Here is a 23,615-nt window from a genome sequence, read left to right as displayed (position 1 = left end):
GAAGAAATGACCGTCACGACCGAGCAGGCTCGCTGGTTCCACGAGACCTTCGAGAAGCTTGCCGACAACGTCGAGAAGGCGGTGCTGGGCAAGCGCAACGTGATCCGCCTGGTGCTGACCGCGCTGCTCTCCGAGGGCCACCTGCTCCTCGAGGACTACCCCGGCACGGGCAAGACCCAGCTCGCCCGCGCGCTGGCCAACACGGTCCAGGGGTCGCACGCCCGCATCCAGTTCACGCCGGACCTGCTCCCGTCCGACGTCACCGGTGTGACCGTCTACGACCAGGGCAAGGGCGCCTTCGAGTTCCACCCGGGCCCGATCTTCCACTCGATCGTGCTGGCCGACGAGATCAACCGTGCCTCCCCGAAGACGCAGAGCGCGCTGCTCGAGGTCATGGAGGAGGGCCGGGTCACCGTCGACGGCGCCACCCGCGACGTCGGCCGCCCGTTCATGGTGATCGCGACCCAGAACCCGATCGAGCAGGCCGGGACCTACCGGCTGCCCGAGGCGCAGCTGGACCGCTTCCTGATGAAGACGTCGGTCGGCTACCCCGACCAGAACGCCACCGTCGAGCTGCTGATGAACTCCTCGGTCCGCGACCGCGCCACGCTGGTCACCCCGATCATCACCGCCCCGACGGTCACTCAGATGGCTGAGATGGCCGACCAGGTCTATATCGACCAGGCGATCGTCGCCTATGTCTCCGCGCTGGTCGACGAGTCGCGTCGCCACAAGCACGTACGCCTCGGCGCCTCCATGCGCGGCTGCCTCGCCCTGGTGCGCACCGCCAAGGTGTGGGCACTCGCCGAGGGGCGCTCCCAGGTGCTGCCCGACGACATCAAGTCGCTCGCCGAGCCGGTGCTCTGCCACCGCCTGATCCTCGACCCGGAGGCGATGTTCAACGGCGTCACCGTCGAGGACGTCATCGGCGACCTGCTCACCTCGGTCCCGGCTCCCACTGAGCGTGTCGCCTGAGATGAGCAGGCTCAGTGTCCGCAACATCGTTGCTGACCTGCGGAAACGACTCGCCCCGGTAGCGTCCGGGGCGGGTTCGGTCTACTCGTTCGTCGCCGACCGGGTCCGTCCGTGGTTCGGCACGGTGACCTCGATCGGCTGGGGTGTGCTGCTCCTCGGCGCGCTTGCCTGGGTCGCCGCGACCGCGCTCGGCTGGATCGAGGCGTCCGTAGTGGCGATGGCGGCGCTGTTCCTCGTGATCGGCGCGGCCTTCTTCATGATCGGACGCACCCGTCTCGCGGTGGCGACCGTGGTCGAGCCGCCGCGCGTGGCCGTCGGCCAGGCCCTGACCGGCGAGCTGCGGGCCCGCAACGAGGCGCGCGGTCCGCTCGTCTCGACGAGCCTGGAGTTCCCCATCGGAGCGGGTGGGGTGACGTACGACCTGCCGATGCTGCTTCCCGGCGCCGAGCACACCGAGCTGTTCGTGGTGCCGACCCAGCGTCGTGGCGTGATCGACGTCGGTCCCGTCCGGACGGTGCGCGGCGACCCTCTCGGGCTCTTCCGGCGGGTGCAGGAGTGGACCGACCGCACCGAGGTCTTCGTCCACCCGCGTACCACCCACCTGGAGCCCTTCGGGGTCGGTCTGGTCCGTGACCTCGAGGGGTCCACGGCTCAGAACACCTCGATGAGCGACCTCGCCTTCCACGCGCTGCGTGAGTACGTCCCCGGCGACGACCTGCGCCACATCCACTGGCGCTCCTCGGCGCGCCACGGGCAGCTGCTGGTGCGCCAGTTCCTCGACACCCGCCGCTCCCACATCGTCGTCATCGTCGACTCCTCGCCGATGTCCTACGACAGCGAGGACGAGTACGAGACCGCGATGTCGATCGCGGGCTCCCTGCTGCGCCGCGGGATCCTGGACGAGTTCGACGTCTCGTTCGCGACCGGCGACGTGCTGATGGTGCGCGCCACCGCGGCGAACGGGGGAGGGCGTACGGCCCTGGACGCCTGCTCCCGGGCGAAGCCGCAGCAGACCAACCTGATCGAGATCACCGCCGAGGCCGCCCGGCAGGCGCCGGACGCGTCGCTGGTGATGCTGGTGACCGGGCGCTACCCGGAGTTCGTCGCGTTGCAGCGTGCGGCCGGCCAGTTCTCGGTCGATGCCACCACCGTCGCGGTCCGGGTCGACTCCTCGCAGCGTGCCGGTTTCAAGGCCGTCGCCGACCTGCCGATGATCACCCTGCCCGACCTGGACCAGCTGCCGATCGTGCTGTCGAAGGGGTTGTCCGGATGAAGAAACACCACGCCGTAGACGCCCTCCTCCTGTTCCTTCTCGGCACCATCGCCTTCCTCGGCTTCGAAGACACCTACGCCGGCTGGACCTACCTGGTCGCCGGCGTCGCCGGGCTGCTGCTCGGGATCCTCATCTCCTTTGTCGGCCGCGGACAGCCGGTGGTCGTGCTGGCCGTCGGGCTCCTGGCCGCCTTCTTCGTGCTCGGCGGCGCGGTTGCGCTGCACGGGATCGGCGACCTCTCGTTCCTCCCGGTCCCCGACACGATCGGCACCCTTGCCGACAACTCCGTGCACGGCTGGAAGCGACTGCTGACCACGCTGCCGCCGGTCGATGGTGGGGCGCTGCTGACGATCCCCTACATCCTTGGCCTGGTCGCCGGCTGTGTCGGCTTCGCGCTGGCGGTGCGGATGAAGGCGGCGTTGCCGCCGGTGCTCGTCGCGTTCGCGCTGATGGCCGGCGTGATCCTGCTCGGCGTGCAGGACCCGTCCAAGACCGCCCTGCTCGGCGCGCTCTTCGGAGCGATCGCGATCACCTGGCTGTGCATCCGCGGGATGCGGGCCCGCGCGCTCGCAGCCGGCGGGCGACGTCTCTCGCGGACCGCGATCGGAGCCGCCCTGTGCCTCGGCGCGGCCGGGCTGGCGTTCCTCGCCGGGCCGCTGCTCCCGGGTCTCGCGCCCGAGCGCACGGTGCTGCGCGGTGAGATCGAGCCGCCCTTCAACGTCGGGCAGTATCCGTCGCCCCTGGCCGGCTTCCGGGTGTACACCAAGGGCTACCAGACGCCGGAGGACGACCGCCGGCTCTACGAGAAGGACCTGTTCACCGTCTCGGGCCTGCCCGAGGGCACCCGGGTCCGGGTCGCCGCGATGGATTCGTACGACGGCACCGTCTGGCGCGCGGCCAACGACTCCGGTGAGACCGAAGGCCCCGACGACACCTTCCAGAAGATCAGCTCGACGCTGCGCAACCCGCTCGCCGACGGCAAGCAGGTGCGCGGGACGATCACGATCGGGGAGGACTTCGGCGGCGTCTGGGTGCCGCTGCCGACCGCGCTCACGCACATCTCGTTCGACGGTCCTGACACCGACTCGTTCCGCTACAACCTGGCGACGTCGACCGGTGTCCTGCCGTCGGCGCTGAAGCCCGGCGACTCCTACTCCTTCACCGCCTCGGTCGCCGACGAGAAGGTCGGGAAGAAGAGCGAGACCTGGTCGGGCGGGTCGCCGATCGGCGACGAGGCCGCCCAGTTCCAGGCGCTCGCCGCCGAGTACGCCGGCGGCGGTGACTCACCGATCACCAACGCGCTGGCAGTGGCGGAGAAGCTGAAGGAGGAGGGCACCTACACCGACGGGGAGCCGCCGAACCAGCAGTACCCGGCCGGCCACTCCCTGCGGCGTCTCGCCGACTTCACCGCCAAGGGTGGCCAGCTCGCCGGCAACGACGAGCAGTACGCAGCGTTGATGGCGGTCCTCGCCAACCAGGTCGGCGTGCCGGCCCGGGTGGTCCTGGGTGCCGTGGTCGGCTCCGACGGCGTCGTCCAGGGCAAGGACATGCACGCCTGGGTCGAGCTGCGGATGTCGGACGGGTCCTGGGCCACCCTGGACTGGTCCGAGTTCATGAACACCGAGAAGCCGCCCGAGCAGAACGCCCCTCAGCCCGAGGAGCTCGTCACCGGCAAGGTCGTCCCGCCGCCTGCGCCCGTACGCCCGCCCGCGACCTCCGGCGACCCGCTGGACGAGTCGGTCAACCAGAAGGCCAACTCGCGGCCCGACGGGTTCACGCTGCCGGGCTGGCTGATCGCCGTCTTCACGTACGTCGGCATCCCGCTGCTGCTCATCGCAGCCCTGTGCGGCGCGATCATCGGCGCCAAGATCTGGCGGCGACATCGCCGGCGGACACGCGGGACTCCGGTCGCCCGTCTCTCCGGTGGCTGGCGCGAGACGCTCGACCACGCCCGTGACTTCGGGGTCGGGGTGCCCGCGGGCGCCACCCGCCGCGAGCAGGCCACCGTGCTGTCCGAGTCCCCGGGCATGGACGGTGCGACGGGGCTGGCTCTGCTCACCGACACCACCATGTTCGGCGAGACCGGGCCGCAGGACGACGAGGTCGCCGCCTTCTGGGAGCAGGTGGGGACGATTCGCTCGTCGATCTCCGACTCGCGCACGAGGTGGCAGCGCATCCGGGCGGCGATCAACCCGCTCTCGCTGGTGCCCGCTCGGCTGTTCCGGAAGCGCTGACTCAGTCGCCGAGGCCGTAGTCCCTGATCGATTCCGCTGTGATCCGGAGGACCTCTCGCGAGGTCCCCGGCATCGGCGGGTCCACGTCTGTGAGCGCCTCGGCCGTGCCGCGGATCTCGACCATCCGCGGCTTCCACGGGTTGGTGGACTCGAGATCGTCGACCACGAAGGCCACCTGGTTGTGCTTCTGGGCGTTCCGGAACTTCCGTGACCTGCCCATCTGGTGGCCACCGATCACGATCCGGTGCTCCTCGTCGATCTTGAACCCCACGGGGTTGTTCTGCAGGCCGCCGTCAGGGGCGAGGGTCGCCAGCCTGCCCAGCGGCTGGGTGCGGAGGTAGCGGAGCTGGGTGTCGGTGAACTTCATGACTCCAGCGTCGGTGCTCAAGTTGAGTTGAGGTCAACCCAGATCGGGTTCGTTCACCTCGGGTCGTGCGAGCGGTCCGACGGCGGGCCCGTCCAGGACGGAGCCGTCGGGGGAGAACCGGGAGCCGTGGCAGGTGCAGTCCCAGCTGGTCTCGGCCTGGTTCCAGTGCAGCGGGCAGCCGAGATGGCTGCACCTGGCGCTCACCGTGTGCAGGGCGCCTGCCGGGTCGCGGTAGCCGCCGACGGTGTGTCCGTCGATGTTGACCAGGCCGCCTTCGCCCGGTCGCAGCTCGGAGGCGGGACGGGCGTCGGGGTCGTGGCGACGGCCGGCGATGAGTTCCTGGCCGACCTTCAGGTTGTCCTTGATGAGCTTGCCGACGGACCGTACGTCGCCGATCCGGGAGGCGTCGAACACCGATAGCCACGGGTTGTCCTTGCCGGCGAGAAGGTCGGCCAGCACCATCGCGGCCACGGTCCCGATGTTCAGGCCCCATTTCTGGAAGCCGGTGGCCACCAGGACCACGTCGCTCGTCGGCGGGTAGCCGACGTAGGGCAACCGGTCCGGGGTGAGATAGTCCTGCGACGACCAGCGGTAGTCGATCGCCTCGACGTCGAAGGTGGTGCGTGCCCAGCCCTCGAGGTCGAAGTACATCGCCTCGGTGTCGGACTCGGCGCCGGTCTCGTGGCTGTTGCCGACCACGATCAGCCCGTTCGGGCCCGGGTCCAGCCACGGCCGGGTCGAGCGGCCGGGGGAGTCGACGCGGATCGCCATGCTGGTCGGTGCCGGACCGCGCAGTCGGACCGCCAACCCGTAGGAGCGGGACGGTCTGGTTCGCGCGAAGTATCCGCCGAGCAGGCCGGGCGGGAGCAGCGAGGCGACGACCACCTGTTTGGCCACCACGGTCCCGGTGGGTGTGGTGAGCTCGACGGTTCGGTCGCGCTGCTCGTCGATGGCGGTGACCCGCGTGCCCTCGAATATCTCCCCTCCGGCCGCGATGAACGCGTCGGCGAGGCCCGCCAGGTAGCGGCTGGGGTGGAAGTGGAGCTGGTCGTCGAACGCGACCGCGGCCTCGACGTCGAAGGGCAGGTCGGTGCTGTCGGTCAGTCGTGCGGGAAGGCCGAGCCGGGCAGCGGCCCGAGCCTCGTCCTCGATCCGGGACCGCTGCTCCGGCAGCTGCGTATAGGCCAGCGCCGGCGCTCGGGTCAGGTCGCAGCTGATCTTCAGCTCCGAGACGAGATCCGCGACCTGCTCCACCCCGGCCCGCATCGCCTCGGCGTACTGCCGGGCTTTCTCTTCTCCATGTCGCTGGACCAGATCGGCGTAGATCAGCCCGTGCTGCGCGGTCACCTTTCCGGTGCTGTACCCAGTGGTGCCTCCACCCACGGTCGCCGCCTCCAGCACGGTGACCCGGAGGCCGCGGCGCTGTGCGAGGAGTGCGGTCGTCAACCCGACGATGCCTCCACCCACCACGGCCACATCGACCGCATGATCAGCCTGCGGATCGGTCATCAGTGTGGCTAGCCGCGGCCTTTCGGCCGTGGCCAGCCACACGCTCCTGCGCTCCATCACGTACGTCCTCTCTGTCGACGTCCGGGCGGAGCCACGAGCGCCTTTCTAGGAAATCGGTCAGAGCGGGCCAGGTCGATCTCCCGCGTGCGGTGTGCGCCCCAGTGCCAGGCCGAGCCCGATCATCCCGGCGCCCAGCACCAGGTGGAGCCAGTTGTCGGCGTCGTTGAGCGGTACGAAGTTGGCGGTGCTCTGCTGGTCGATGACCAAGCCATAGATCCAGAGCACCAGGTAGATCGCCCCTCCTCCGATCAGGTAGGCGCGGGCTCCGTTCCAGGAGGTGGCCAGGACGAGCCCGGCGATCCCGAACAGGAGGTGCACGATGTTGTGCAGGATCGACACCTGGAAGATGCCGAGGAGCTGCGCGTTGGACTCGTGGCCGGCGAAGGTCATCGAGTCATAGTCGGTGGTGACACCCGGGATGAACCCGAGGACTCCGACGAGCAGAAACGTTCCGCCCACGACCGTCGCTGCGGTCTGCAGCGTCGTTGCGGTCATGGACCGATATGCAGTCGCGTCAGTCATGCCTGGCGCGGTACCCGGTTCGCTTCGCTCATATGCCGCTCCGGCGGCTGCCTAGTTCCACAAATCGGAAGGTTTACGTCCGGAACCCGGCCTAGCTGAGTCCATCGACGGCCTCGTCGGCAAGGACCCCAGGGACGGTGAATGAGATGGCCGGGATCAGCGGCGCCACAGGATGGATCGGCGTCAACCTCGCCTGCACGGACCCGCCCGCACTCGCCAAGTTCTAGGCGGACCTGTTCGGCTGGGAGGTCAGCAGCTCCGAACCGGCGTACGCCACCGTCCTCATCCGTGATCCGTCAGGCAACGCAACTCACAGCAACCTCGCCTTCGAGTTCGACCGCCACTACCGGCGGCCGGTCTGGCCGAGCGAGCCCGAAGCCCAGCAGCAGATGGTCCACCTGGACATCGGGGTCATCGACCTGGCCGCGGCAGTCAACGACGCCGCCGACCTGGGTGCGCAGGACGCGGACTTCCAACCCCAGGACGACGTACGCGTCATGCTCGACCCCGACGGCCACCCCTTCTGTCTCTACATCGATCAGAACTGAACGACGCGGAAATGACCCTGTTGATCAGCCCAGGGCGACCGTGAGGGCGAGGAGCATCGCGGGGTCGTCCAACCGGTCCCCGTACACGTCGCGCAGCTGCCCCATCCGGTAGCGGACGGTCTGGGGGTGGATGAAGAGGTCGGCGGCGACCTCGTCGCGCCGGCCCTGGTGGAGGAGCCAGGAGCGGAGGGTCTCGGTGAGCTTCTCGGCGGTCGCGGGGCGCAGGTCGGCCAAGGGGGCGAGGACCTGGGCGCGCAGGTCCTCGCGGGCGTCGGCGTCGGCGGAGAGGACGAGTTCGACCAGGTGCTGCTCGGTGTCGGAGCCGAGGCCCGCCTCCTGGGCGCGGCGGGCGCGCTCGTAGGAGATTCGAGCCTCGCGCCAGGGCTTGGCTGGACCGGCGATCGATCGGCGGCCCTCCAGCGCCTTCATCAGCGCCCGGCGCCGGCGACCGTGGGCGTCGGGGACCAGCAGCAGGGTGTGGTCGTCGAGGTCGCGCAGGTCGTCGTGCTCCAGGGTGCCCTGGTTGACCTTGGCGAGGATGGTGCCGACCTGGGAGTTGGGGACGAGCACGGCGGTCAGCGTGCTCGGCGGGGTCCACTCGGCCCGCACCGCGGCGTCGTCGAGCTCCTCCGGGGTCGCCTCGGCCAGCAGCTTGCGGGCCAGCCGCTCGCGCAGCTGGCGGCGTACGCGTCCGGTCGTGGCTCGCTCGTCGGCATGCCCGGCCGCCGAGGCCTCCGAGATCTCGTCGATCCAGGCGAAGACCAGCGCGGAGAACTCCACCAGCATCGCCGGGGCCATGCCGCCCTCGACGGCCTTGCTCGCGAGCTCTCTCCAGGCCACGCGGGCGCCGATGCGGTAGGCGGCCAGCAGGGCCTCCATCGTCCGCCCGCTCCTGGCCTCGCCGCGGCCGAGGTCGTAGGCACCCTGGACAGCAGGCGGCGTCGCGGCCGACACGTCGGAGGCCAGGCCCGCCCCGGAGGCGAGCGACAAGAATCCGCCCAGCGCTACGCCGACCGCGTTCCGGATCGTCTCGCCCATGTGTCCCGACAGCGCGTCCTGGTAGGGAGGCACTTCGGCGATGATCGCGGCGACCACGTCGTCGCCGACCTGGGGGAGCACGGCACGGATCGAGGCGACGACCTCGGGCGTCAGATGGACGTCATAGGACGAAAGAGCTGGCACATCTCGGGAACTTTTGTTCGTCACGTATAAATCCGCCTATCAGATTCACGTCGCTAACACAGGAGTTTACCTCGTATAAGTAGCACTATGGATACATGGCTGAGATCTCTACATCCCCCGCCCTGTTCGCCCCGGGCGAGGTCAGGCGACCCGCGCTGCGGGAGAGGCTCTCCCGCAAGGTGTGGGGAGTCGCTGAGAAGATCGCCACGCCCCTGGCGCCGGCCGACTACCTGGACATGTTCAACCCGCTGCGACCCGGCGCTGACCTGCGAGGACGCGTCGTCAAGGTCACCCCGGAGACCGCCGACGCGGCCACCATCGAGATCAAGCCGGGCGCCGACTGGAACGGTCACACCCCGGGTCAGTACGTCCGCGTGGGCGTCGACGTCAACGGCGTACGCCACTGGCGGGCCTACTCCCTGACCCACGGCCCCCGCAAGGACGGCCTCATCTCGATCACCGTGAAGGCCGTGCCCGACGGCAAGGTCTCCAGCCACCTGGTGCGCCGCCTGCGCCCCGGCAAGATCGTCCACCTCGAGCAGGCCGCCGGCGACTTCGTCCTTCCCAGCGATCTGCGCGGCCACAAGTTCCTGATGGTCACCGCCGGCTCCGGCGTCACTCCGGTCATCGGGATGCTGCGCAACCTCTTCCCGGTCACCGACGAGGGCGTCGTCGAGCACCAGCGGCTCGATGTCACCGTCGTCCACGTCGCCCCGAGTCGCCCCGACTCGATCTTCATCCGCAACCTCGAGTCCCTCGCCGAGGCCGGCGCGATCCGCCTCGTGACCCGCTACACCGGCTCCGAGGGCCGCATCGACATCGACACCCTCACCGAGCTCGTCCCCGACCTGAAGGAGCGCAAGGCGTACGCCTGCGGTCCCGCCGGTCTCCTCGACAACCTCCAGGCCTGGTACGACGAGGCCGGGCTGCCCCTCCAGACCGAGCAGTTCCGTCTGGCCACCGTCGTGACCAGCGAGGGCGGCACCGTCGCCTTCACCGGCAAGACCGTCGACGCACCTGGTGACAAGCCGATCCTCGACGCCGCCGAAGAGGCCGGCGTCCTCATGCCGAGCGGCTGCCGGATGGGCATCTGCTTCGGCTGTGTGCTCCCGATGAAGGAGGGCGCCGTCCGCGACCTCCGCAACGGCGAGCTCACCGTCGCCCGCCCGGGTGAGACCGGCCCCGAAGGGGTACCGATCCAGACCTGCATCTCCGCCGCCGCCGGCGAGTGCGTCATCGACCACCCTGCCTCCTAGGCATCCCCCACAAAGACGAGAGCGAGACAGCCATGACCATCGCACCTGATGCCCCGGCCTACACCGGCCCGATCGCCCACCTGACCCGCGACGACATCGAGCAGCTCGGCCGCGAGCTCGACGCCATCCGCCAAGAGGTCATCGACACCCGCGGTGAGCGGGACGCGGCCTACATCCACAAGGTCATCAAGGTCCAGCGCTCGCTGGAGCTCGGCTCCCGTGCCGTCCTGCTCGCGAGCATCTTCCCGCCGGCGTTCGTCGTCGGCACCGTCGGTCTCTCGATCGCCAAGATCCTGGACAACATGGAGATCGGCCACAACATCATGCACGGCCAGTGGGACTGGATGCGTGACCCGAAGATCCACTCCACCGTGTGGGAGTGGGACAACGCGTCGACGAGCGAGGGGTGGAAGCACTCCCACAACGAGCTGCACCACGCCTACACGAACATCGTCGGCAAGGACAACGACCTCGGCTGGGGCATCATGCGCGTCGACGAGGAGCAGCGTTGGACGCCGTCGAGCCTGTTCCAGCCCGCGATGAACTTCATCAACATGTGCATCTTCGAGTATGGCATCGCGATGTACGACCTCGAGCTCGGTCGGGTGATCCGGCAGAAGAAGAAGGGTCGCCGCCCGTCCGCCGAGTGGCAGATGTCGGCGAAGCGTACGCTCGCCAAGATCCGCCGCCAGGCGTTCAAGGACTACGTCGCCCACCCGCTCGTCTCGATGGTCACCCTGTCGGGCCCGACCACGCTGCTGGCCAACGTGATCGCCAACTTCACCCGCAACGTCTGGACCCACTCGGTGATCATGTGCGGTCACTTCCCCGAGGGCGTCGAGACCTTCGAGCTCAAGGACATCCCGGAGAACGAGACCCGCGGTGAGTGGTACGTCCGGCAGATGCTCGGCTCGGCCAACATCTCCGGCTCGAAGTTCCTGCACGTCATGTCCGGCAACCTGTCCCACCAGATCGAGCACCACATCTTCCCGGACCTGCCCTCGAACCGCTACGCCGAGATCGCGCCGAAGGTCCGCGCGCTCTTCGACAAGTACGACCTCAACTACCACAGCGCGCCGATGCCGCAGCAGGTCGCTTCCGCGTGGCACAAGGTCCTGCGCCTCTCGCTGCCCAACGGCTTCCTCGAGTCCACCAACGTGCGCAACGCCCCCTCGCAGGTCGTCAAGCTCGTCAAGGCGGTCCGCGGTGACACCCGCACCCGCCGCCGCCTGCTGAAGGAGTTCGAGGCGGCCGGCGCTGCCTCGGTCGGCAAGGCCATCTGACGCGATACGACGGGACGTTCCGGTCGGTCTACCTGCAGGTAGCCGACCGGAACGTCCCGTCGTATCTGCCCGTCAGGCGTCGTACGCGCCGACCGCGATGTCCTCCATCAGTGTGGGGCCAGTCGGGTCCCATCCCAGCGTCTTCCGGGTGATCTCGGCCGAGGTCGCGCCGTCGAGCCCGAACATCATCGCCATCCAGCCGAAGTGGGCCGGTGCATCGTCCGGGCTGATCGACCGCACTGGCAGGTCCAGGCGCTTGCCGAGGGCCTCGGCGATCTCCCGGGTCGGGATGCCCTCCTCGGCGACTGCGTGCACGCGGAAGCCTGCCGGGGCCTTCTCCAGGGCGAGGCGTACGGCGCGGGCGGCGTCGCGACGGTCGACACTGGCCCAGCGGCTGCTGCCGTCGCCGATGTAGCCGGACACGCCCTGCTTCCTGGCGACCTGGGCCAGGTAGGCGACGAAGCCGGGGTCGCCGTCGCGTCCGTGCACGATCGGGAAGCGGAGCGCCACGGGGCGTACGCCGTTGTCGGCATAGCTCAGCGCGAGGTTCTCGGCCCCGCCGCGCATCGAGTCGGGTCCGTGGGCGGGGAGCGGGTCGTCCTCCGTCGCGGCCCGGCCGGGGGTCGCTCCAGCGGCGCCGCTGGCGAACAGGAACGCCTTGTCGCTCCCCTCGAGGGCTTCGAGCATGGCGCTCACCACAGTGCGTTCGGTCCGTCCGGCAACGTCGTAGTGGTCGAAGTCGTGGTTGAAGGCCAGGTGGATGACGGCGTCGGCTGCCTCGGCCGCGACGGCGAGCGAGGCGGGGTTGTCGAGCGAGCCGCGGTGAGCGGTCACGCCCTTGGCCTCCAGGGCGGCGGCGCTCGCGTCGGAGCGGGCCAGGCCGGTGACGGAGTATCCGTTCGCGAGCAGCTCGTCGGTGACGGCGGAACCGATCCAGCCGGAGGCTCCGGTGACGAAGATGTTCATCTCATTCCCTCTCATGTCAGTAACTGACATCAACGCTAGCAGGTGATGTCAGAAACTGTCGTCACGCTAGGATGGACGTCATGTCGAGATGGGCGCCGGACGCGCGCGGTCGGATGCTGGCTGCTGCCCTCGAGCTCTTCGTCGAGCAGGGCTACGACAAGACGACTGCGGGGGACATCGCGGCCCGCGCAGGCGTCACCGAGCGCACCTTCTTCCGGCACTTCGCCGACAAGCGGGAGGTTCTCTTCGCCGGCCCCGGCTCGCTCGATGAGATGGTCGCCAAGGCGATCGCGGCCGCCGAGGAGGGCGCGACTCCACTGCAGATGGTGATCAGCGGCGTACGCCAGGCGGCGGCCGAGCTCGTCGAGGTACGCAGCCGGGAACAGGCCGCGCAGCGCGCCCGGATCGTCGAGGCGACCCCGGCTCTCCGCGAGCGCGAGCTGCTCAAGATGGCGACGATGACGACTGCTGCGCAGGCGGCACTCGCTGACCGGGGGGTGGGTGAGCCGACTGCCGGGCTGGCTGCGTACAGCGCGGCCGCGGTGTTCCAGACGGCTTTCACCCGGTGGGTATCCGGCGACACCGATCTCAGCCTTCCGGAGTGTGTCGACGAGGCCGCGGCCAGTCTGCGAGATCTCCAGTGAGTCACGGTGACGAATCTCGTATGGACATCGTCCGCCAGGACCGGTAGACAACTAGCCACTATGGAGAACGAGTTGATTCCCGGAACCGGGTCGCCGACCGCGGTGCGCAGCTATGTGACCGCCAACAAGCCGAACCCGTCGGCGCTCGCCGAGGGTCTGTGGGTGCTTCCTCCCGACGTACTCTCCAGCGGTGACCGCGCGATCCTCTTCGACCAGTACAAGCTCTACGTCGCCGAGGCCGAGAGGCTCAGCGTGCGGCGTACGCTCACCAGCGCGTTCCTGCTGGTCCTCAACGTCGGGATCCTGGTCGCCGGCACGGCGCTCGTGGCCAGCTCTCCCGAACGGCCCTGGCTCTTCACGGTCGCGCTGATCGCCGCCCTCGGCTCGTGCCTCGGCTGGTTCTGGATCATCCGCTCCTACCGGCAGATGGCGAGCGGGAAATACTCCGTCATCTCCCACCTGGAGAAGCAGCTCCCGGCGGCGCCCGGTGTCGCGGAGTGGTCGGCCGTCGGCCTCGGTCGCGACAGCTCGCGCTACCTGCCGATGAGCAACATCGAGGTGTGGGCGCCCGCGCTCTTCGGCTTCTGCCACGTCGCGACGTACGCCCTGCTCTACCTGCCCTAGTCGAGCACCCTGACCTCGAGCGGGGTCTCCCCGTCCGGCCCGACGGCGTAGGCGATGGCGTCGGGCCGCTCGCTGATCGCCTCGACCAGCTCGCCGTCGCGCCACAGCAGGGCGACGCCGTCGTCGGCCGCGTAGCCGACGGGCAGCGCCCCGGAGCCGACGAACCGGACGTACGTCTCGCGCCGGTCCGCCTCGCCGAGGTAGTGCGGGCAGAACGAACCGGGGAGGAAGCCCAGCCCGTCGGGGAGTGGCGCGGTGGGGCCGAAGGAGTCGGTCGAGGAGGCCTGGTACCAGCAGTTGGCCCCGGCCGAGATCCCGGCCAGGATCGTCCCGCCGGCGGCCGCCTTCTCCAGCAGCGCGGGCAGGCCGTGCAGCCGCCACACCGCCAGCAGGTTGGCCGTGGACCCGCCGCCGACGTAGACGATGTCCTGGTCGAGCAGCTGCTCGAGCTCGTTGATCGGGAGCCCGTGCCCTTCGGGCGCCTTGTTGAACAGCGACAGGACCTTCGCCTCGGAACGGTCGGCGTACGCGGCGAGGAACTTGTCGTGATAGCTGTCCGCGTCCCCGCTCGCGGTGCCGATGAAGCAGACCTTGGGCCGCTCCCTGCCGCTCAGCCGGTTCAGCTCCTCATCGAGAGGAGAGACCTCCCGCCCGTGCACCTCCGGCATCGAGAAGCCGCCACCGCCCATGGTCAGGATCGTTCCGCGCATGGCGTGAGTGTAGGGACACAGAGGGCCCCGCCGAACTGGATTTGTTCGGCGGGGCCCTGTGAGGGTGTGACGGTTACTTGACCCTGACGGTCACCGTCTCGGTGATCGCCTCGTTGTTCCGGTCACCCGAGTAGACCACCTTGTAGGTGTGGGTGCCTCGGATCGCCCGGAAGGTCGCCTCCTCCTGCTTGAGGGTGAAGCGGCCGACGCGGATGCCGTTCTCACTGACGACGATCTCGCCGGAGGCGCGCTTGCCGTCGACGGTGATCTCGACCTTGCCCCACTTCGGCGAGGTTGCGGAGATCTCCGGGACCGCCTTCTCGGTGCAGTAGCTCACCGAGACGTTGTCGATCGCCCAGCCCCTGGCCCCGCCACAGCCGTCGCGACCGAAGTCGAAACGGAACTGCACGGTGTCGCCGGCGGCTGCGATGGAGTCGAGCTTCACGATCGTGGTTCCCCACTCACCGGTGAAGCTGTTGCCGTCCGAGCCGGTCCAGGCCGCCTCGCCCTCCATGTATCCACTACCGGTGCTCATCGTGCCGCCCGGTGCGTTGAAGGCGTACGCGGCCTGGTCGACGACCTCGAACTCGCCGCCGTTGACCGAGGCCTTGACGTTGCCGCCGTCATAGCCCCATTCGGTGAGCACCGAGTGGTCGAAGCTGAACCGCGGCGACAGGCCGCCCGGGACGGTGAGAGTCGGGCTGACGAGGCCGTTTCGGCTGGTGATGTCACCCGTCGCGGAACCGCAGGCGCCTTCGTTCGGGTCCGGTGCGAACGCAAGACCACTCTCGTTGCCCTCGACGTCCGAACCGGCCTCCCAGGGGAGGTCGTTACCGGGGACCAGCGCCTCGGCGTCCTGGGTCCAACCGGTCAGGCCGTCCTCGAAGTCCTCGGTGTAGGTGGTGACCTCGTTGGTGCCCTCGCCACACAGGGCGGGGGTGTTCGGGTCGAGCATCGGCCCGAAGTTGCACTGGACGGGCTCCTCGGTCAGCTCGGTGGCCGTGTTGGCCGCCGAGACCGCTGCACAGTCAGCGGCCGTGATCGGCTCCAGAGCCGGAGCCTCGGCCTCGCTACCCGGAGTCTCGCCGCCGCCGGTCTGCGGCGTCGAGGTGCCCAGGGTGAGCTTCTTGAGCGTGGTCACACCGGTCAGGTCGGCACACGAGGAGACGATCGCCTGGGCGTACTCGGGGAAGCCCGAGGTCGGCGTCAGGTAGTTCGTCTGGGCGTGCCAGATCAGGTTGGCCGCCTTGTCCAGGCCGATGCTCGCGACGTCGACGTCGTTGTAGGAGCCGCCGTCCACGAGCAGGGCGTAGTGGTGGTTGATGACACCGGAGTTGACGTGGACGCCGCCGGAGTCGGTGGCACCGTCGCAGTGGTACTCCTCGTCGGAGACCTTGCCCGGGTCGCCGTAGCAGTTCGGGTTCCACATGTCGCGGATCGCGCCGCCGAAGGCGGTGGAGTCCTCACCCATCAGCCAGCGTACGGACTCGTCCTTGGAACCGGAGACGTCCTTGAGCGTGATGTTGACCGTGCCGGTGGCGTTCTTGATCTTCTGGCCGGTGGCGTAGTCGGTGGTCGCACCGTAGATGTCGGAGTTGCCGGAGATGCCGCCGATCGGCTGACCCTGCAGGAACGCGATCACGACGCCCTTGGCGCCGGCGTTCTTCGCGTTCGCGACCTTCTGGGTGAACGGGCAGGTGCCGCGGTCGACGAGCACGAACTTGCCGTTGATCGCAGCGGCGTTCTCGAGCGGCGAGCAACCGTCGGTGGTCGTCGGACCACCGCTGTTGGCGGCGTCGAGGCCGACCACGATGTCACTGGTCACTCCGGCGGTCGGGTACACCGGGCCGAAGTTGGCAGCGGCGGCCGGACAGTCGCCGGCCACGTCGGCCGGCGAGTTGATGGTCAGGGTGATGGCGCCGCGGGTGGAGGCGGAGCAGTGCCCGGCCGTACGGGCCACGTCGTCGGTGGTGTTCTCACGGGTGTTGAGGAAGTCGACCGTGTTGCCCCACATGTCGGAGTACGCCTCGTTGAGCGCACCCGGCTGCCACTGGTAGATCAGGCCGGAGGTGTGCTCGGTGTAGGCGTGGCCCCACTCGTGCGCCACCACGTCGTCGGAGGTGACCCCGGAGCAGTAGTTGGTGGTCTCGCCGTTCCAGTTGGCGTTCGGGCACGAGATCGCCGGGTCGTTGTTGACCGTGACCATCTTCGAGCCGTTGCCGTCGTAGGAGTCGCGGCCGAAGGTGTTCTTGAAGAGCCAGTAGGACTCACCGGTGCTAGCGACCTCGTTCTGCTGGTCCTGGTCGAGCGTGCCCGGGAAGGCGTCGTTCTCGGTCCAGACGGTCGCGTCGTCGCCGGTGTCGGGGGTGTTGTGCTTCTCGACGAGCTCCCGGTCGGTGGCCGCGTGGAGCATCGAGTAGCGGTTGACCGGCTTGCCGCTGGCGGCGTCGAGTACGACGACCTCGCGCACGGTGGACCGGTTGGACACCTCGACGACCCAGGCGAGCAGGCTCTTGCCGCTCACGCCCTGGGCCGCGCCCATGCGGTAGATGTTGAGGTCGGCCTTGACGACCTCGACGCCGGTGGTGTCGATCTTGCTGTCGGCGTGGGCCTCGGCCGGCTTCGCCTTCACCAGCTCGAGCGCCTTGGCGCCGGCCTTCTCCTTCGACCACTTCGGGGTCGTGCTGAGGTCGAGGTTCGGGGCGGCGAAACCGTTGACCGAGGTCAGGTCGCCTGCCTTGTCGACGTGGGCCTTCAGGACGCCGCCGAAGACCGGCACGTCCTTGTAGGCCTGCTCGAACTCGACGGTCCAGCCGGCCGGGGTGGTGCTGACCTTGGACTGGTCGAGCTGGCCGGCCTCGGCACCGAACACCGAGGCGTACTTGTCGAGGTATTTGCGTGCCTTCTCGGCCGCCTCCGACTTGCTGTCAGCGGTGACGCTGGGCAGCAGGTCGCCCTTGGTGGACGCATAGCCGATCAGGCCGGTGGCGCCCTCCTTCTTGAGGGTCACGGTCTGGTCGGCCGCAGCCTTGAGTTGGTCGATGCCGCTGGGATCCGGTTCCGCGGCGATGGCGGCGATCGGTGTGACCACCAGGCCTGCCGCGACGAGCGCAAGGCTGATTCCTTGCTTTCCGAGCTTCACGGGTTGCTCCTCTCGGGGACGCGCCGCGTCAGGTCGCGGCGATTTCGAATCGTAGAGAGATTTGCGACGAACAGGGGTGTAAACGCGAATCACGAGTCCGAAACGATTCCCCCTCAAGAGATTCTCAGTGGGGGATCCTCAGGGGCGATCTAAGGTAGTTTCCCGATGTGCGGGCCTACCTCAGGCGCAGATTCTCAAGGGGTGCCCTTGGAGATCATCCCGCCTTTGTACGCCGCCGGCCTGCCGTGCCACGGAGACGACTCTGCGTTGTGGTTCTCAGAGTCCCCCGCCGCCCTCGAGGTGGCCAAAGATCGCTGCCTCGACTGCCCGGTGATGCGTGAGTGTCTCTCCGGTGCTCTGGCCCGCTCCGAACCCTGGGGCGTCTGGGGTGGCGAGATCGTCGAACGCGGCCAGGTGGTCACCCACAAGCGTGGCCGCGGCCGACCCCGCCGCCAGGCCGCCTAACCCTGGCTGTGCGCTGACTCCATGCCCAGGCTCTCGGCGAGCTTCGCGACCTGGGCAGGGGCGGCGTACGCCTCGATCTCGGTGATCCGGCCGTCGACCACGGTGAAGGCCATGACGCTGTAGAGCCTCCCGTGGAAGGTGATCGCGACGCCGGCGGAGCCGTTGACGAGGGCCGAGTGGGTGACGCGGTCGGCGTGGGCGTACATGACGGCGTTGCCCGCCACCTTCGCCGCTCCGCGGTAGGTGGTGATCCCGGAGCCGACATCGGAGTGCAGCACGACATCGGGGTGGAGTGCACCGATCAGCCGGTCCAGGTCGCCGTTTTGGGCGGCGGCGAAGAAGGCGTCGACGACCTCGCGCTGCGCGGTGACGTCGTTCTCGGGCGTACGTCCTCGGACCCTGCGCCTGGCACGGCTCGCGAGCTGACGGGTCGAGTCCGAGGAACGGTCGAGCATCGCCGCGATCTCGTCGAAGGGCACGGCGAAGAGATCATGGAGTACGAAGGCCAGCCGCTCGTCAGGGGAGAGTTGGTCGAGCACGACGAGGAGAGCGATGCTGACCGAGTCGGCGAGCATCGCGCGCTCGGCCGGGTCCTGGGTCGCGCCGTCGTCGAGGACGACCGTGGGGTCCGGCAGCCGGTCCCCGGGTAGCTCGGAATCAAGGGACAGTTCGCCGCGGGTCTTGCGGGAGCGCAGCATGTTGAGCGAGACGCGGGCCACCACGGTCGTCAGCCAGCCGCCGATGTTGTCGATCTCGTCGGCGTCGCTGCGGCTCAGCCGGAGCCAGGCGTCCTGGACGGCGTCCTCGGCCTCGGAGGTTGATCCGAGCATCCGGTAGGCCACCCCGAACAGGTGCCGCCGCTCCTCCTCGAAGCGCTCGGCCAGCCACTCCTGCTGCATCGTCGGTCCTCTCGATCGTCGGCCCGTACAGTCCGGGCCCCTATAGACCCGACCCGCGAAGCAGACCAGATGTGACCGCTTCCGTGAAAGAAACTTTTCTTTCACCGACCTGTCACATCGATGCGGCGGGGCGGGTCAGGGATGGCATGAGCAACCGAATGAAGAACCCCGCAGAAGTCATCCCGCAGGCATTCAAGGGCATCGGCAACCTCTTGGCCGCCGTGGCCGAGGGTGGCCTTCCCGAGACCACGACCGAGCTCGTCGCCATCCGGGTGAGCCAGCTCAACGGCTGCGCCGCCTGTCTCCAGGGTCATGCCGTACGTCTTGCCGAGGTCGGCCTGCCGATCGAGAAGGTCGTCGGCCTGGCCGCCTTCCGCGAGTCGCCCTTCTTCGACGAGGCCGAGAAGGCAGCCCTCTCCCTCGCCGATGCCCTCACCCGCCTCGCCGACTCCGAGGACGCGGTGCCGGACGAGCTCTGGCGTGAGGTCACGAAGCACTACGACGAGAAGCAGACTGCTGCCCTGGTCCTCTGCATCGCCACCCACAACCTCTTCAATCGGGTCAACGTGACGGTACGGGAGGACGCCGAGCGCCCGTTCTGGACGCGTTGACCTCCGGGGCGGTCAGGCCAAGGCGGCGGAGACGACTGCCTTGGCCTCCTCCTGGACCTTCGCCAGGTGCTCGGGCCCACGGAAGGACTCGGCGTAGATCTTGTAGACGTCCTCCGTCCCCGACGGCCGGGCCGCGAACCAGGCCGACTCGGTGGTCACCTTCAGGCCGCCGATGGCCGCACCGTTGCCCGGCGCCTCGGTGAGCTTGGCGGTGATCTCCTCACCGGCCAGGCTGGTCGCGGTCACGGCCTCGGGGGAGAGGCCGGCGAGCTTCGCCTTCTCCTCGCGCGAAGCGGGGGCGTCGATCCGGGCGTACGCCGGTGAACCGTGCTCAGCGACCAGCTCCGCGTAGCGCTGTGACGGCGCCTTGCCGGTGCGCGCCAGGATCTCGGAGGCGAGCAGGGAGAGGATGATGCCGTCCTTGTCGGTGGTCCACACGGTGCCGTCGAAGCGCAGGAACGAGGCGCCCGCCGACTCCTCGCCGCCGAAGCCGAACGAGCCGTCGATCAGCCCCGGCACGAACCACTTGAAGCCGACCGGCACCTCGACCAGCGGCTTGTCGAGCGCACCGGCGACCCGGTCGATCATCGAGGACGAGACCAGGGTCTTGCCGATGCGCGCGGTCGCCGGCCAGTCGAGACGCGCGCCGCCGAAGAGGTGGTCGATCGCGACCGCGAGGAAGTGGTTGGGGTTCATCAGCCCGGCGTCGCGGGTGACGATCCCGTGCCGGTCGGAGTCGGCGTCGTTGCCGGTGGCGATGTCGAACTCCGGGGTGTTCTCCAGGAAGCGCACCAGCTCGGCCATCGCGCTGGGGGAGGAGCAGTCCATCCGGATCTTGCCGTCCCAGTCCAGAGGCATGAAGCGCCAGGTCGGGTCGACCAGCTCGTTGACGACGTTGAGGTCGATCTTGTGCCGCTCGGCGATCTCGCCCCAGTACGCGACCGAGGCCCCGCCCAGCGGATCGGCGGCGATCTTCACCCCGGCATCGCGGATGGCGGCCAGGTCGACCACGTTGGGCAGGTCATCGACGTAGGTGCCCAGGAAGTCGTACGCCTCGGCTCGTCGCTTCGCGGCGGCGAACGGCACTCGCTTGACGCCGGAGAGCCCGGCGCGGATCAGCTCGTTGGCGCGGGCGGCGATGACCTTGGTGGCGTCGGAGTCGGCGGGGCCGCCGTGAGGCGGGTTGTACTTGAAGCCGCCGTCGGAGGGCGGGTTGTGGGACGGGGTCACCACGATCCCGTCGGCTAGGCCAGCACCCGACACGCGTCCGGCGTTGGCACGAAGGATCGCGTGCGAGATCGCCGGTGTGGGCGTGTAGCCGTCGCGGTCGTCCACCAGGACGCGTACGTCATTGGCGACCAGCACCTCCAGCGCACTCGCCCAGGCGGGCTCGGAGAGGCCGTGGGTGTCGCGCCCGATGAACAGCGGCCCATCGATTCCTTGCGAGGTGCGGTAGTCGACGATCGCCTGGGTCGTGGCCAGGATGTGCGTCTCGTTGAAGGCTGACTTGAGCGAGGACCCACGATGCCCCGAGGTGCCGAAGACGACCTGCTGGGCCGGATCGTCCGGGTCCGGCTGCAGGTTGTAGTAGGAGGCGACCAGGTGAGGTACGTCGACCAGGTCGGCGGGCGTAGCGAGCGTTCCAGCGCGTGGGTCAGCCATGTGCCCCATCATGCCTACTGCCCCGTAATGTTCTCCCCATGCCCCTCGTCACCACCGAAATCAACGACGGCATCGCCCAGGTGCGTCTCAACCGCCCGGACAAGCTCAACGCGCTGACCCTCGAGCTGCTCCGGGAGCTGGTCGACACCGCCAAGGAACTCGGCAAGAACCACGACCTGCGCGCGGTGGTCATCGCCGGTGAGGGGGACGCGTTCACCGCCGGCCTCGACTTCGCCTCGGTCCTGCGCGACCCGAAGAAGATCGTGGGCGCGTTTCTGCCCGTGCCCTTCCGCGGGACCAACCTGTTCCAGGAGTCGGTGTGGGCCTGGCGCCGGCTGCCGGTCCCGGTGATCGCGGCCGTCCACGGTCACTGCCTCGGCGGCGGCGTACAGATCGCGCTCGGCGCCGACTTCCGCATCGCCGAGCCCGACTCGCAGTGGTCGGTCCTCGAGGGCAAGTGGGGCATCATCCCCGACATGACCGGCATCCGGTCGCTCTCCGAGGTGGTCGGCATCGACACCGCCAAGAAGCTCACCATGACCGCCGAGCAGTTCTCCGGCGAGCGCGCCTACGAGCTGGGCCTGGTCACCGAGCTCTCCGCCGACCCCGTGGCCACCGCGACCGCCTTCGCCCGCAAGCTCTCCGAGCGTTCCCCCGACCAGCTCGCCGCCGCCAAGCGCCTCTTCAACGACACCTGGTACTCGCCCATCAAGCGCACCTTCTCCCGCGAGCGCATCGAGCAGCTCCGCCTCCTCTTCGGCGAGAACACCAAGATCGCCCGCGAGGCCGCCTTCAAGCGCGAGAAGCCGACCTACAAGCCTCGCCGCTGACCCGAATCAGCCGAGGCGTCACCCGCGTCGGCCGAGGCGTCACCCCCGTCGCCCGAAGCGTCACTCGCGTCGGTCGAAACGTCATCCGCTGCCTTCTCGGCCAGCGGGCGTGACTTCTCGGCCGACGTACCTGACGCTTCGGCCTGCGCGGCCGACGCCTCGGCGTGCTTGCGGCGGCGCTTGATCTCGCCCTGGGCGAGGACGAAGGCGAGGACGATGGGCCAGACGTACTTCAGGTTGTTGGCGACCCACTTGACCCATTCGGGGACCTGTACGTTCGGCAGGTCCGGCCACGGGATCGACGGCCACGGGATGCTGGGGAGGTCGGGGAACGGCAGGTCGGGGAGGTCCGGCAGGTTCGGGAGCGGGAGGTCGATGTCCGGGAGCGAGATTCGCGAAACGATCCACGCGACGACCATCGCGGCGACGATGCCGCCGACCACGCCCGCGGCGCCGCCGAGGGTCTCGATGATCGCATAGCGCTTGGGGTGGTCGATCACCCGGCGTTCGTACGCAGCTGCCCGTGATCCCGGCTCCGGGGTGAGGTCGACGCCACCGATGCCGGTCATCCCGGCCAAGTCCTCGCCGGGCTCGAAGAAGGTCGCGCGGCGCGGCGTGCCGAGCCCCGAGTGGATGACGAGCAGGCTCCCGTGCTCCTTGCTCTCCAGGCGTGCCCGGTCGTCGGCGGTCTTCTTGGTGAGGACCTCTTCGCCGTCGACGGTCCACACGAACGTACGGATGATCTCCCCGGTCACCTCGAGATGGTGGGTGTGTTCGGAGATCGTCCGCGACCAGATCTGGACCTTCTTGCTCACCCTGGTGAATCTAGGATCCGGGGCACCGTCGAGGCATCGGCCGGAGGTAGCGACCGGGCTCAGACTTTGGTCAGGGGTAGGCCAATCAGGGGTAGCACAGCCCGGTGGTCTGCTCGGAGAGCTCCCACAGGGCCCGCGCCGCCTCGGGATCGCGCGCGAGGCGCGTCGCGGTGACCGGCTTGGGCACACCACGACCCTCGAAGGCGTCGCTCGGCCCGATGTACGTCCCGGGCTCGAGCCCCGGATAGGTCGCCGCCATCAGCGCCGGCCAGGCGCCGGCCTCCGGGGTCTGCGCCATCGCCCGGACTGCGGCCTCGCCGATGCTCGCGATCGGCGCGATCATGCGCCGGGAGGCGCCGTTCGCCATGAGGTGGGTGGCGGCAAGCCCCGGGTGGGCGGCGTACGCGCCGACCGGCAGCCCCGCCTTCTCCAGGCGCCGCTGGAGCTCGAAGGTGAAGAGCAGGTTGGCGAGCTTCGACTGGGAGTAGACGCCCCACGGCGAATAGCGGCCAACCTGCACCGTCGGGAACCCGAGCGGCGCCTTGCGGGCCACTTTGTGCGCCATGCTCGCCATGGTGACGATCCGTCCCTCGCCGCTCTCGGCCAGCGGCTCGAGCAGCAGCCCGGTCAGCAGGAACGGCCCGAAGTGGTTGGTCGCCATCTGCAGGTCGAGGTCGTCCACGGTCCGCGACTGCGGCGTCGCCATCACACCGGCGTTGTTGACCAGCAGGTGCAGGGGTCCGCCGCCGTCGAAGGTCGCCGCCGCGATCGCCTCGGCCCCCGCTCGCACCGCCTGGAGCGAGGAGAGATCGAGTGCGACCCGGTCGAGGCTGGCGCCGGGAACCTCCTCGGTCAGTGCCTCCGCGGCCGCGTCGAGCTTCTCCCAGGACCGCCCCGCCAGGATCACCCGTGCCCCCGCGGCAGCGAGGCCGCGCGCGATGAAGTAGCCGATCCCGCCCAGCGTCGGTCCGGTCACCACGGCGTTCTTGCCGGTCAGGTCAGGAATGTCGGAGGTCGTCCACGGCATGCGGCCACACT

The 23,615-nt window shown here is 69.1% G+C and carries 22 protein-coding genes; 11 read left to right on the top strand and 11 right to left on the bottom strand.

The window, feature by feature from the left end:
- Positions 1 to 6: 6 nt before the first annotated feature.
- From AB0F44_RS21260 to AB0F44_RS21250, 3 genes are read left to right on the top strand one after another with little or no spacing between them, the layout of a single operon-like run.
- A complete protein-coding gene (locus AB0F44_RS21260; RefSeq protein ID WP_350660019.1) occupies positions 7 to 975 on the top strand; it encodes a MoxR family ATPase in 969 nt (322 codons plus the stop codon).
- Between the two features lies 1 nt (position 976).
- A complete protein-coding gene (locus tag AB0F44_RS21255) occupies positions 977 to 2,248 on the top strand; it encodes a DUF58 domain-containing protein (protein WP_357358681.1) in 1,272 nt (423 codons plus the stop codon).
- Positions 2,245 to 4,482, top strand: coding sequence for a transglutaminaseTgpA domain-containing protein (locus tag AB0F44_RS21250; protein ID WP_357358680.1), 2,238 nt, complete (start codon positions 2,245 to 2,247; stop codon positions 4,480 to 4,482). Before AB0F44_RS21255 ends, AB0F44_RS21250 begins: the two co-directional genes overlap by 4 nt.
- Before the next feature lies 1 nt (position 4,483).
- Here AB0F44_RS21250 and AB0F44_RS21245 read toward each other — a convergent pair whose 3' ends face one another.
- The 3 genes from AB0F44_RS21245 to AB0F44_RS21235 all read right to left on the bottom strand — a co-directional run bounded on the left by AB0F44_RS21245 (position 4,484) and on the right by AB0F44_RS21235 (position 6,913).
- Entirely contained in the window at positions 4,484 to 4,849 is a 366-nt protein-coding gene (locus AB0F44_RS21245; RefSeq protein WP_357358679.1) for a PPOX class F420-dependent oxidoreductase, read from the bottom strand.
- A 33-nt stretch (positions 4,850 to 4,882) separates the two neighbouring features.
- Positions 4,883 to 6,358, bottom strand: a complete 1,476-nt coding sequence (locus tag AB0F44_RS21240) for an FAD-dependent oxidoreductase (protein WP_357358678.1) — start codon at positions 6,356 to 6,358, stop codon at positions 4,883 to 4,885.
- A gap of 117 nt (positions 6,359 to 6,475) precedes the next feature.
- Positions 6,476 to 6,913 (bottom strand): DUF4383 domain-containing protein, encoded by a 438-nt coding sequence (locus AB0F44_RS21235; protein WP_357358677.1) that lies wholly within the window; start codon positions 6,911 to 6,913, stop codon positions 6,476 to 6,478.
- Between the two features lie 260 nt (positions 6,914 to 7,173).
- Here AB0F44_RS21235 and AB0F44_RS21230 point away from each other — a divergent pair, with 260 nt between their 5' ends.
- On the top strand, positions 7,174 to 7,488 hold the full coding sequence (locus AB0F44_RS21230; protein WP_357358698.1) for a VOC family protein: 315 nt from the start codon (positions 7,174 to 7,176) through the stop codon (positions 7,486 to 7,488).
- A gap of 24 nt (positions 7,489 to 7,512) precedes the next feature.
- Here the strand turns inward: AB0F44_RS21230 and AB0F44_RS21225 are convergent, their stop codons facing one another.
- Entirely contained in the window at positions 7,513 to 8,670 is a 1,158-nt protein-coding gene (locus AB0F44_RS21225; protein ID WP_357358676.1) for a helix-turn-helix domain-containing protein, read from the bottom strand.
- A 95-nt stretch (positions 8,671 to 8,765) separates the two neighbouring features.
- On the opposite strand from AB0F44_RS21225, the gene AB0F44_RS21220 reads away from it, so the two are divergent.
- Together AB0F44_RS21220 and AB0F44_RS21215 are read left to right on the top strand one after the other, a co-directional pair.
- The gene (locus AB0F44_RS21220) at positions 8,766 to 9,926 is read left to right on the top strand and encodes a ferredoxin reductase (RefSeq protein ID WP_357358675.1); all 1,161 of its coding nucleotides are present in this window, start codon (positions 8,766 to 8,768) and stop codon (positions 9,924 to 9,926) included.
- 32 nt (positions 9,927 to 9,958) lie between these two features.
- Entirely contained in the window at positions 9,959 to 11,209 is a 1,251-nt protein-coding gene (locus AB0F44_RS21215; protein ID WP_357358674.1) for an acyl-CoA desaturase, read from the top strand.
- A gap of 72 nt (positions 11,210 to 11,281) precedes the next feature.
- Here AB0F44_RS21215 and AB0F44_RS21210 read toward each other — a convergent pair whose 3' ends face one another.
- Positions 11,282 to 12,175, bottom strand: a complete 894-nt coding sequence (locus AB0F44_RS21210; protein WP_357358673.1) for an SDR family oxidoreductase — start codon at positions 12,173 to 12,175, stop codon at positions 11,282 to 11,284.
- Between the two features lie 80 nt (positions 12,176 to 12,255).
- Between AB0F44_RS21210 and AB0F44_RS21205 the strand changes: the two genes are divergently transcribed.
- Positions 12,256 to 12,819 (top strand): helix-turn-helix domain-containing protein, encoded by a 564-nt coding sequence (locus tag AB0F44_RS21205; RefSeq protein ID WP_357358672.1) that lies wholly within the window; start codon positions 12,256 to 12,258, stop codon positions 12,817 to 12,819.
- Between the two features lie 72 nt (positions 12,820 to 12,891).
- Positions 12,892 to 13,443: a hypothetical protein gene (locus tag AB0F44_RS21200; protein ID WP_357358671.1), complete on the top strand. Its 552-nt coding sequence runs from the start codon at positions 12,892 to 12,894 to the stop codon at positions 13,441 to 13,443.
- On the opposite strand, the gene AB0F44_RS21195 is transcribed toward AB0F44_RS21200, so the two are convergent.
- Positions 13,440 to 14,153: a peptidase E gene (locus AB0F44_RS21195; RefSeq protein WP_357358670.1), complete on the bottom strand. Its 714-nt coding sequence runs from the start codon at positions 14,151 to 14,153 to the stop codon at positions 13,440 to 13,442. The genes AB0F44_RS21200 and AB0F44_RS21195 overlap by 4 nt on opposite strands.
- Positions 14,154 to 14,226: 73 nt before the next feature.
- Positions 14,227 to 17,295 carry a M4 family metallopeptidase gene (locus AB0F44_RS21190; protein ID WP_357358669.1) on the bottom strand — a complete coding sequence of 1,023 codons (3,069 nt, stop codon included), beginning with the start codon at positions 17,293 to 17,295 and terminating at the stop codon, positions 14,227 to 14,229.
- A gap of 201 nt (positions 17,296 to 17,496) precedes the next feature.
- Between AB0F44_RS21190 and AB0F44_RS21185 the strand changes: the two genes are divergently transcribed.
- A complete protein-coding gene (locus AB0F44_RS21185) occupies positions 17,497 to 17,760 on the top strand; it encodes a WhiB family transcriptional regulator (protein WP_292649912.1) in 264 nt (87 codons plus the stop codon).
- Here the strand turns inward: AB0F44_RS21185 and AB0F44_RS21180 are convergent.
- On the bottom strand, positions 17,757 to 18,659 hold the full coding sequence (locus AB0F44_RS21180; protein WP_357358668.1) for a sigma-70 family RNA polymerase sigma factor: 903 nt from the start codon (positions 18,657 to 18,659) through the stop codon (positions 17,757 to 17,759). The two genes, AB0F44_RS21185 and AB0F44_RS21180, sit on opposite strands and share 4 nt — an antisense overlap.
- A 146-nt stretch (positions 18,660 to 18,805) precedes the next feature.
- Between AB0F44_RS21180 and AB0F44_RS21175 the strand changes: the two genes are divergently transcribed.
- Complete coding sequence (locus AB0F44_RS21175) at positions 18,806 to 19,270, top strand: carboxymuconolactone decarboxylase family protein (protein ID WP_357358667.1); 465 nt, start codon at positions 18,806 to 18,808, stop codon at positions 19,268 to 19,270.
- A 12-nt stretch (positions 19,271 to 19,282) separates the two neighbouring features.
- Here the strand turns inward: AB0F44_RS21175 and pgm are convergent, their stop codons facing one another.
- Entirely contained in the window at positions 19,283 to 20,932 is a 1,650-nt protein-coding gene (gene pgm / locus AB0F44_RS21170; protein WP_357358666.1) for a phosphoglucomutase (alpha-D-glucose-1,6-bisphosphate-dependent), read from the bottom strand.
- A gap of 38 nt (positions 20,933 to 20,970) precedes the next feature.
- Between pgm and AB0F44_RS21165 the strand changes: the two genes are divergently transcribed.
- Positions 20,971 to 21,762, top strand: coding sequence for a crotonase/enoyl-CoA hydratase family protein (locus AB0F44_RS21165; RefSeq protein ID WP_357358665.1), 792 nt, complete (start codon positions 20,971 to 20,973; stop codon positions 21,760 to 21,762).
- Here AB0F44_RS21165 and AB0F44_RS21160 read toward each other — a convergent pair.
- Both AB0F44_RS21160 and AB0F44_RS21155 read right to left on the bottom strand, forming a co-directional pair.
- Positions 21,744 to 22,577, bottom strand: a complete 834-nt coding sequence (locus AB0F44_RS21160) for a hypothetical protein (protein ID WP_357358664.1) — start codon at positions 22,575 to 22,577, stop codon at positions 21,744 to 21,746. The two genes, AB0F44_RS21165 and AB0F44_RS21160, sit on opposite strands and share 19 nt — an antisense overlap.
- 85 nt (positions 22,578 to 22,662) lie before the next feature.
- Positions 22,663 to 23,604, bottom strand: coding sequence for an oxidoreductase (locus tag AB0F44_RS21155; RefSeq protein WP_357358663.1), 942 nt, complete (start codon positions 23,602 to 23,604; stop codon positions 22,663 to 22,665).
- Positions 23,605 to 23,615: the final 11 nt, after the last annotated feature.

This window comes from Nocardioides sp. NPDC023903, assembly GCF_040639295.1.
Lineage (GTDB): Bacteria > Actinomycetota > Actinomycetes > Propionibacteriales > Nocardioidaceae > Nocardioides.
Note: the sequence above shows the minus strand (reverse complement) of the source record. Positions and strands in the feature narration are given on the sequence as shown.

Bases quoted from the DNA above. Each gene is read 5' to 3' on its own strand.
- AB0F44_RS21180 (WP_357358668.1), bottom strand. From the start codon at position 18,659: ATGCAGCAGGAGTGGCTGGCCGAGCGCTTCGAGGAGGAGCGGCGGCAC.
- AB0F44_RS21245 (WP_357358679.1), bottom strand. From the start codon at position 4,849: ATGAAGTTCACCGACACCCAGCTCCGCTACCTCCGCACCCAGCCGCTG.
- pgm (WP_357358666.1), bottom strand. From the start codon at position 20,932: ATGGCTGACCCACGCGCTGGAACGCTCGCTACGCCCGCCGACCTGGTC.
- AB0F44_RS21165 (WP_357358665.1), top strand. From the start codon at position 20,971: ATGCCCCTCGTCACCACCGAAATCAACGACGGCATCGCCCAGGTGCGT.
- AB0F44_RS21155 (WP_357358663.1), bottom strand. From the start codon at position 23,604: ATGCCGTGGACGACCTCCGACATTCCTGACCTGACCGGCAAGAACGCC.
- AB0F44_RS21260 (WP_350660019.1), top strand. From the start codon at position 7: ATGACCGTCACGACCGAGCAGGCTCGCTGGTTCCACGAGACCTTCGAG.
- AB0F44_RS21215 (WP_357358674.1), top strand. From the start codon at position 9,959: ATGACCATCGCACCTGATGCCCCGGCCTACACCGGCCCGATCGCCCAC.
- AB0F44_RS21210 (WP_357358673.1), bottom strand. From the start codon at position 12,175: ATGAACATCTTCGTCACCGGAGCCTCCGGCTGGATCGGTTCCGCCGTC.
- AB0F44_RS21175 (WP_357358667.1), top strand. From the start codon at position 18,806: ATGAGCAACCGAATGAAGAACCCCGCAGAAGTCATCCCGCAGGCATTC.
- AB0F44_RS21220 (WP_357358675.1), top strand. From the start codon at position 8,766: ATGGCTGAGATCTCTACATCCCCCGCCCTGTTCGCCCCGGGCGAGGTC.
- AB0F44_RS21205 (WP_357358672.1), top strand. From the start codon at position 12,256: ATGTCGAGATGGGCGCCGGACGCGCGCGGTCGGATGCTGGCTGCTGCC.
- AB0F44_RS21255 (WP_357358681.1), top strand. From the start codon at position 977: ATGAGCAGGCTCAGTGTCCGCAACATCGTTGCTGACCTGCGGAAACGA.
- AB0F44_RS21250 (WP_357358680.1), top strand. From the start codon at position 2,245: ATGAAGAAACACCACGCCGTAGACGCCCTCCTCCTGTTCCTTCTCGGC.
- AB0F44_RS21195 (WP_357358670.1), bottom strand. From the start codon at position 14,153: ATGCGCGGAACGATCCTGACCATGGGCGGTGGCGGCTTCTCGATGCCG.
- AB0F44_RS21240 (WP_357358678.1), bottom strand. From the start codon at position 6,358: ATGACCGATCCGCAGGCTGATCATGCGGTCGATGTGGCCGTGGTGGGT.
- AB0F44_RS21235 (WP_357358677.1), bottom strand. From the start codon at position 6,913: ATGACCGCAACGACGCTGCAGACCGCAGCGACGGTCGTGGGCGGAACG.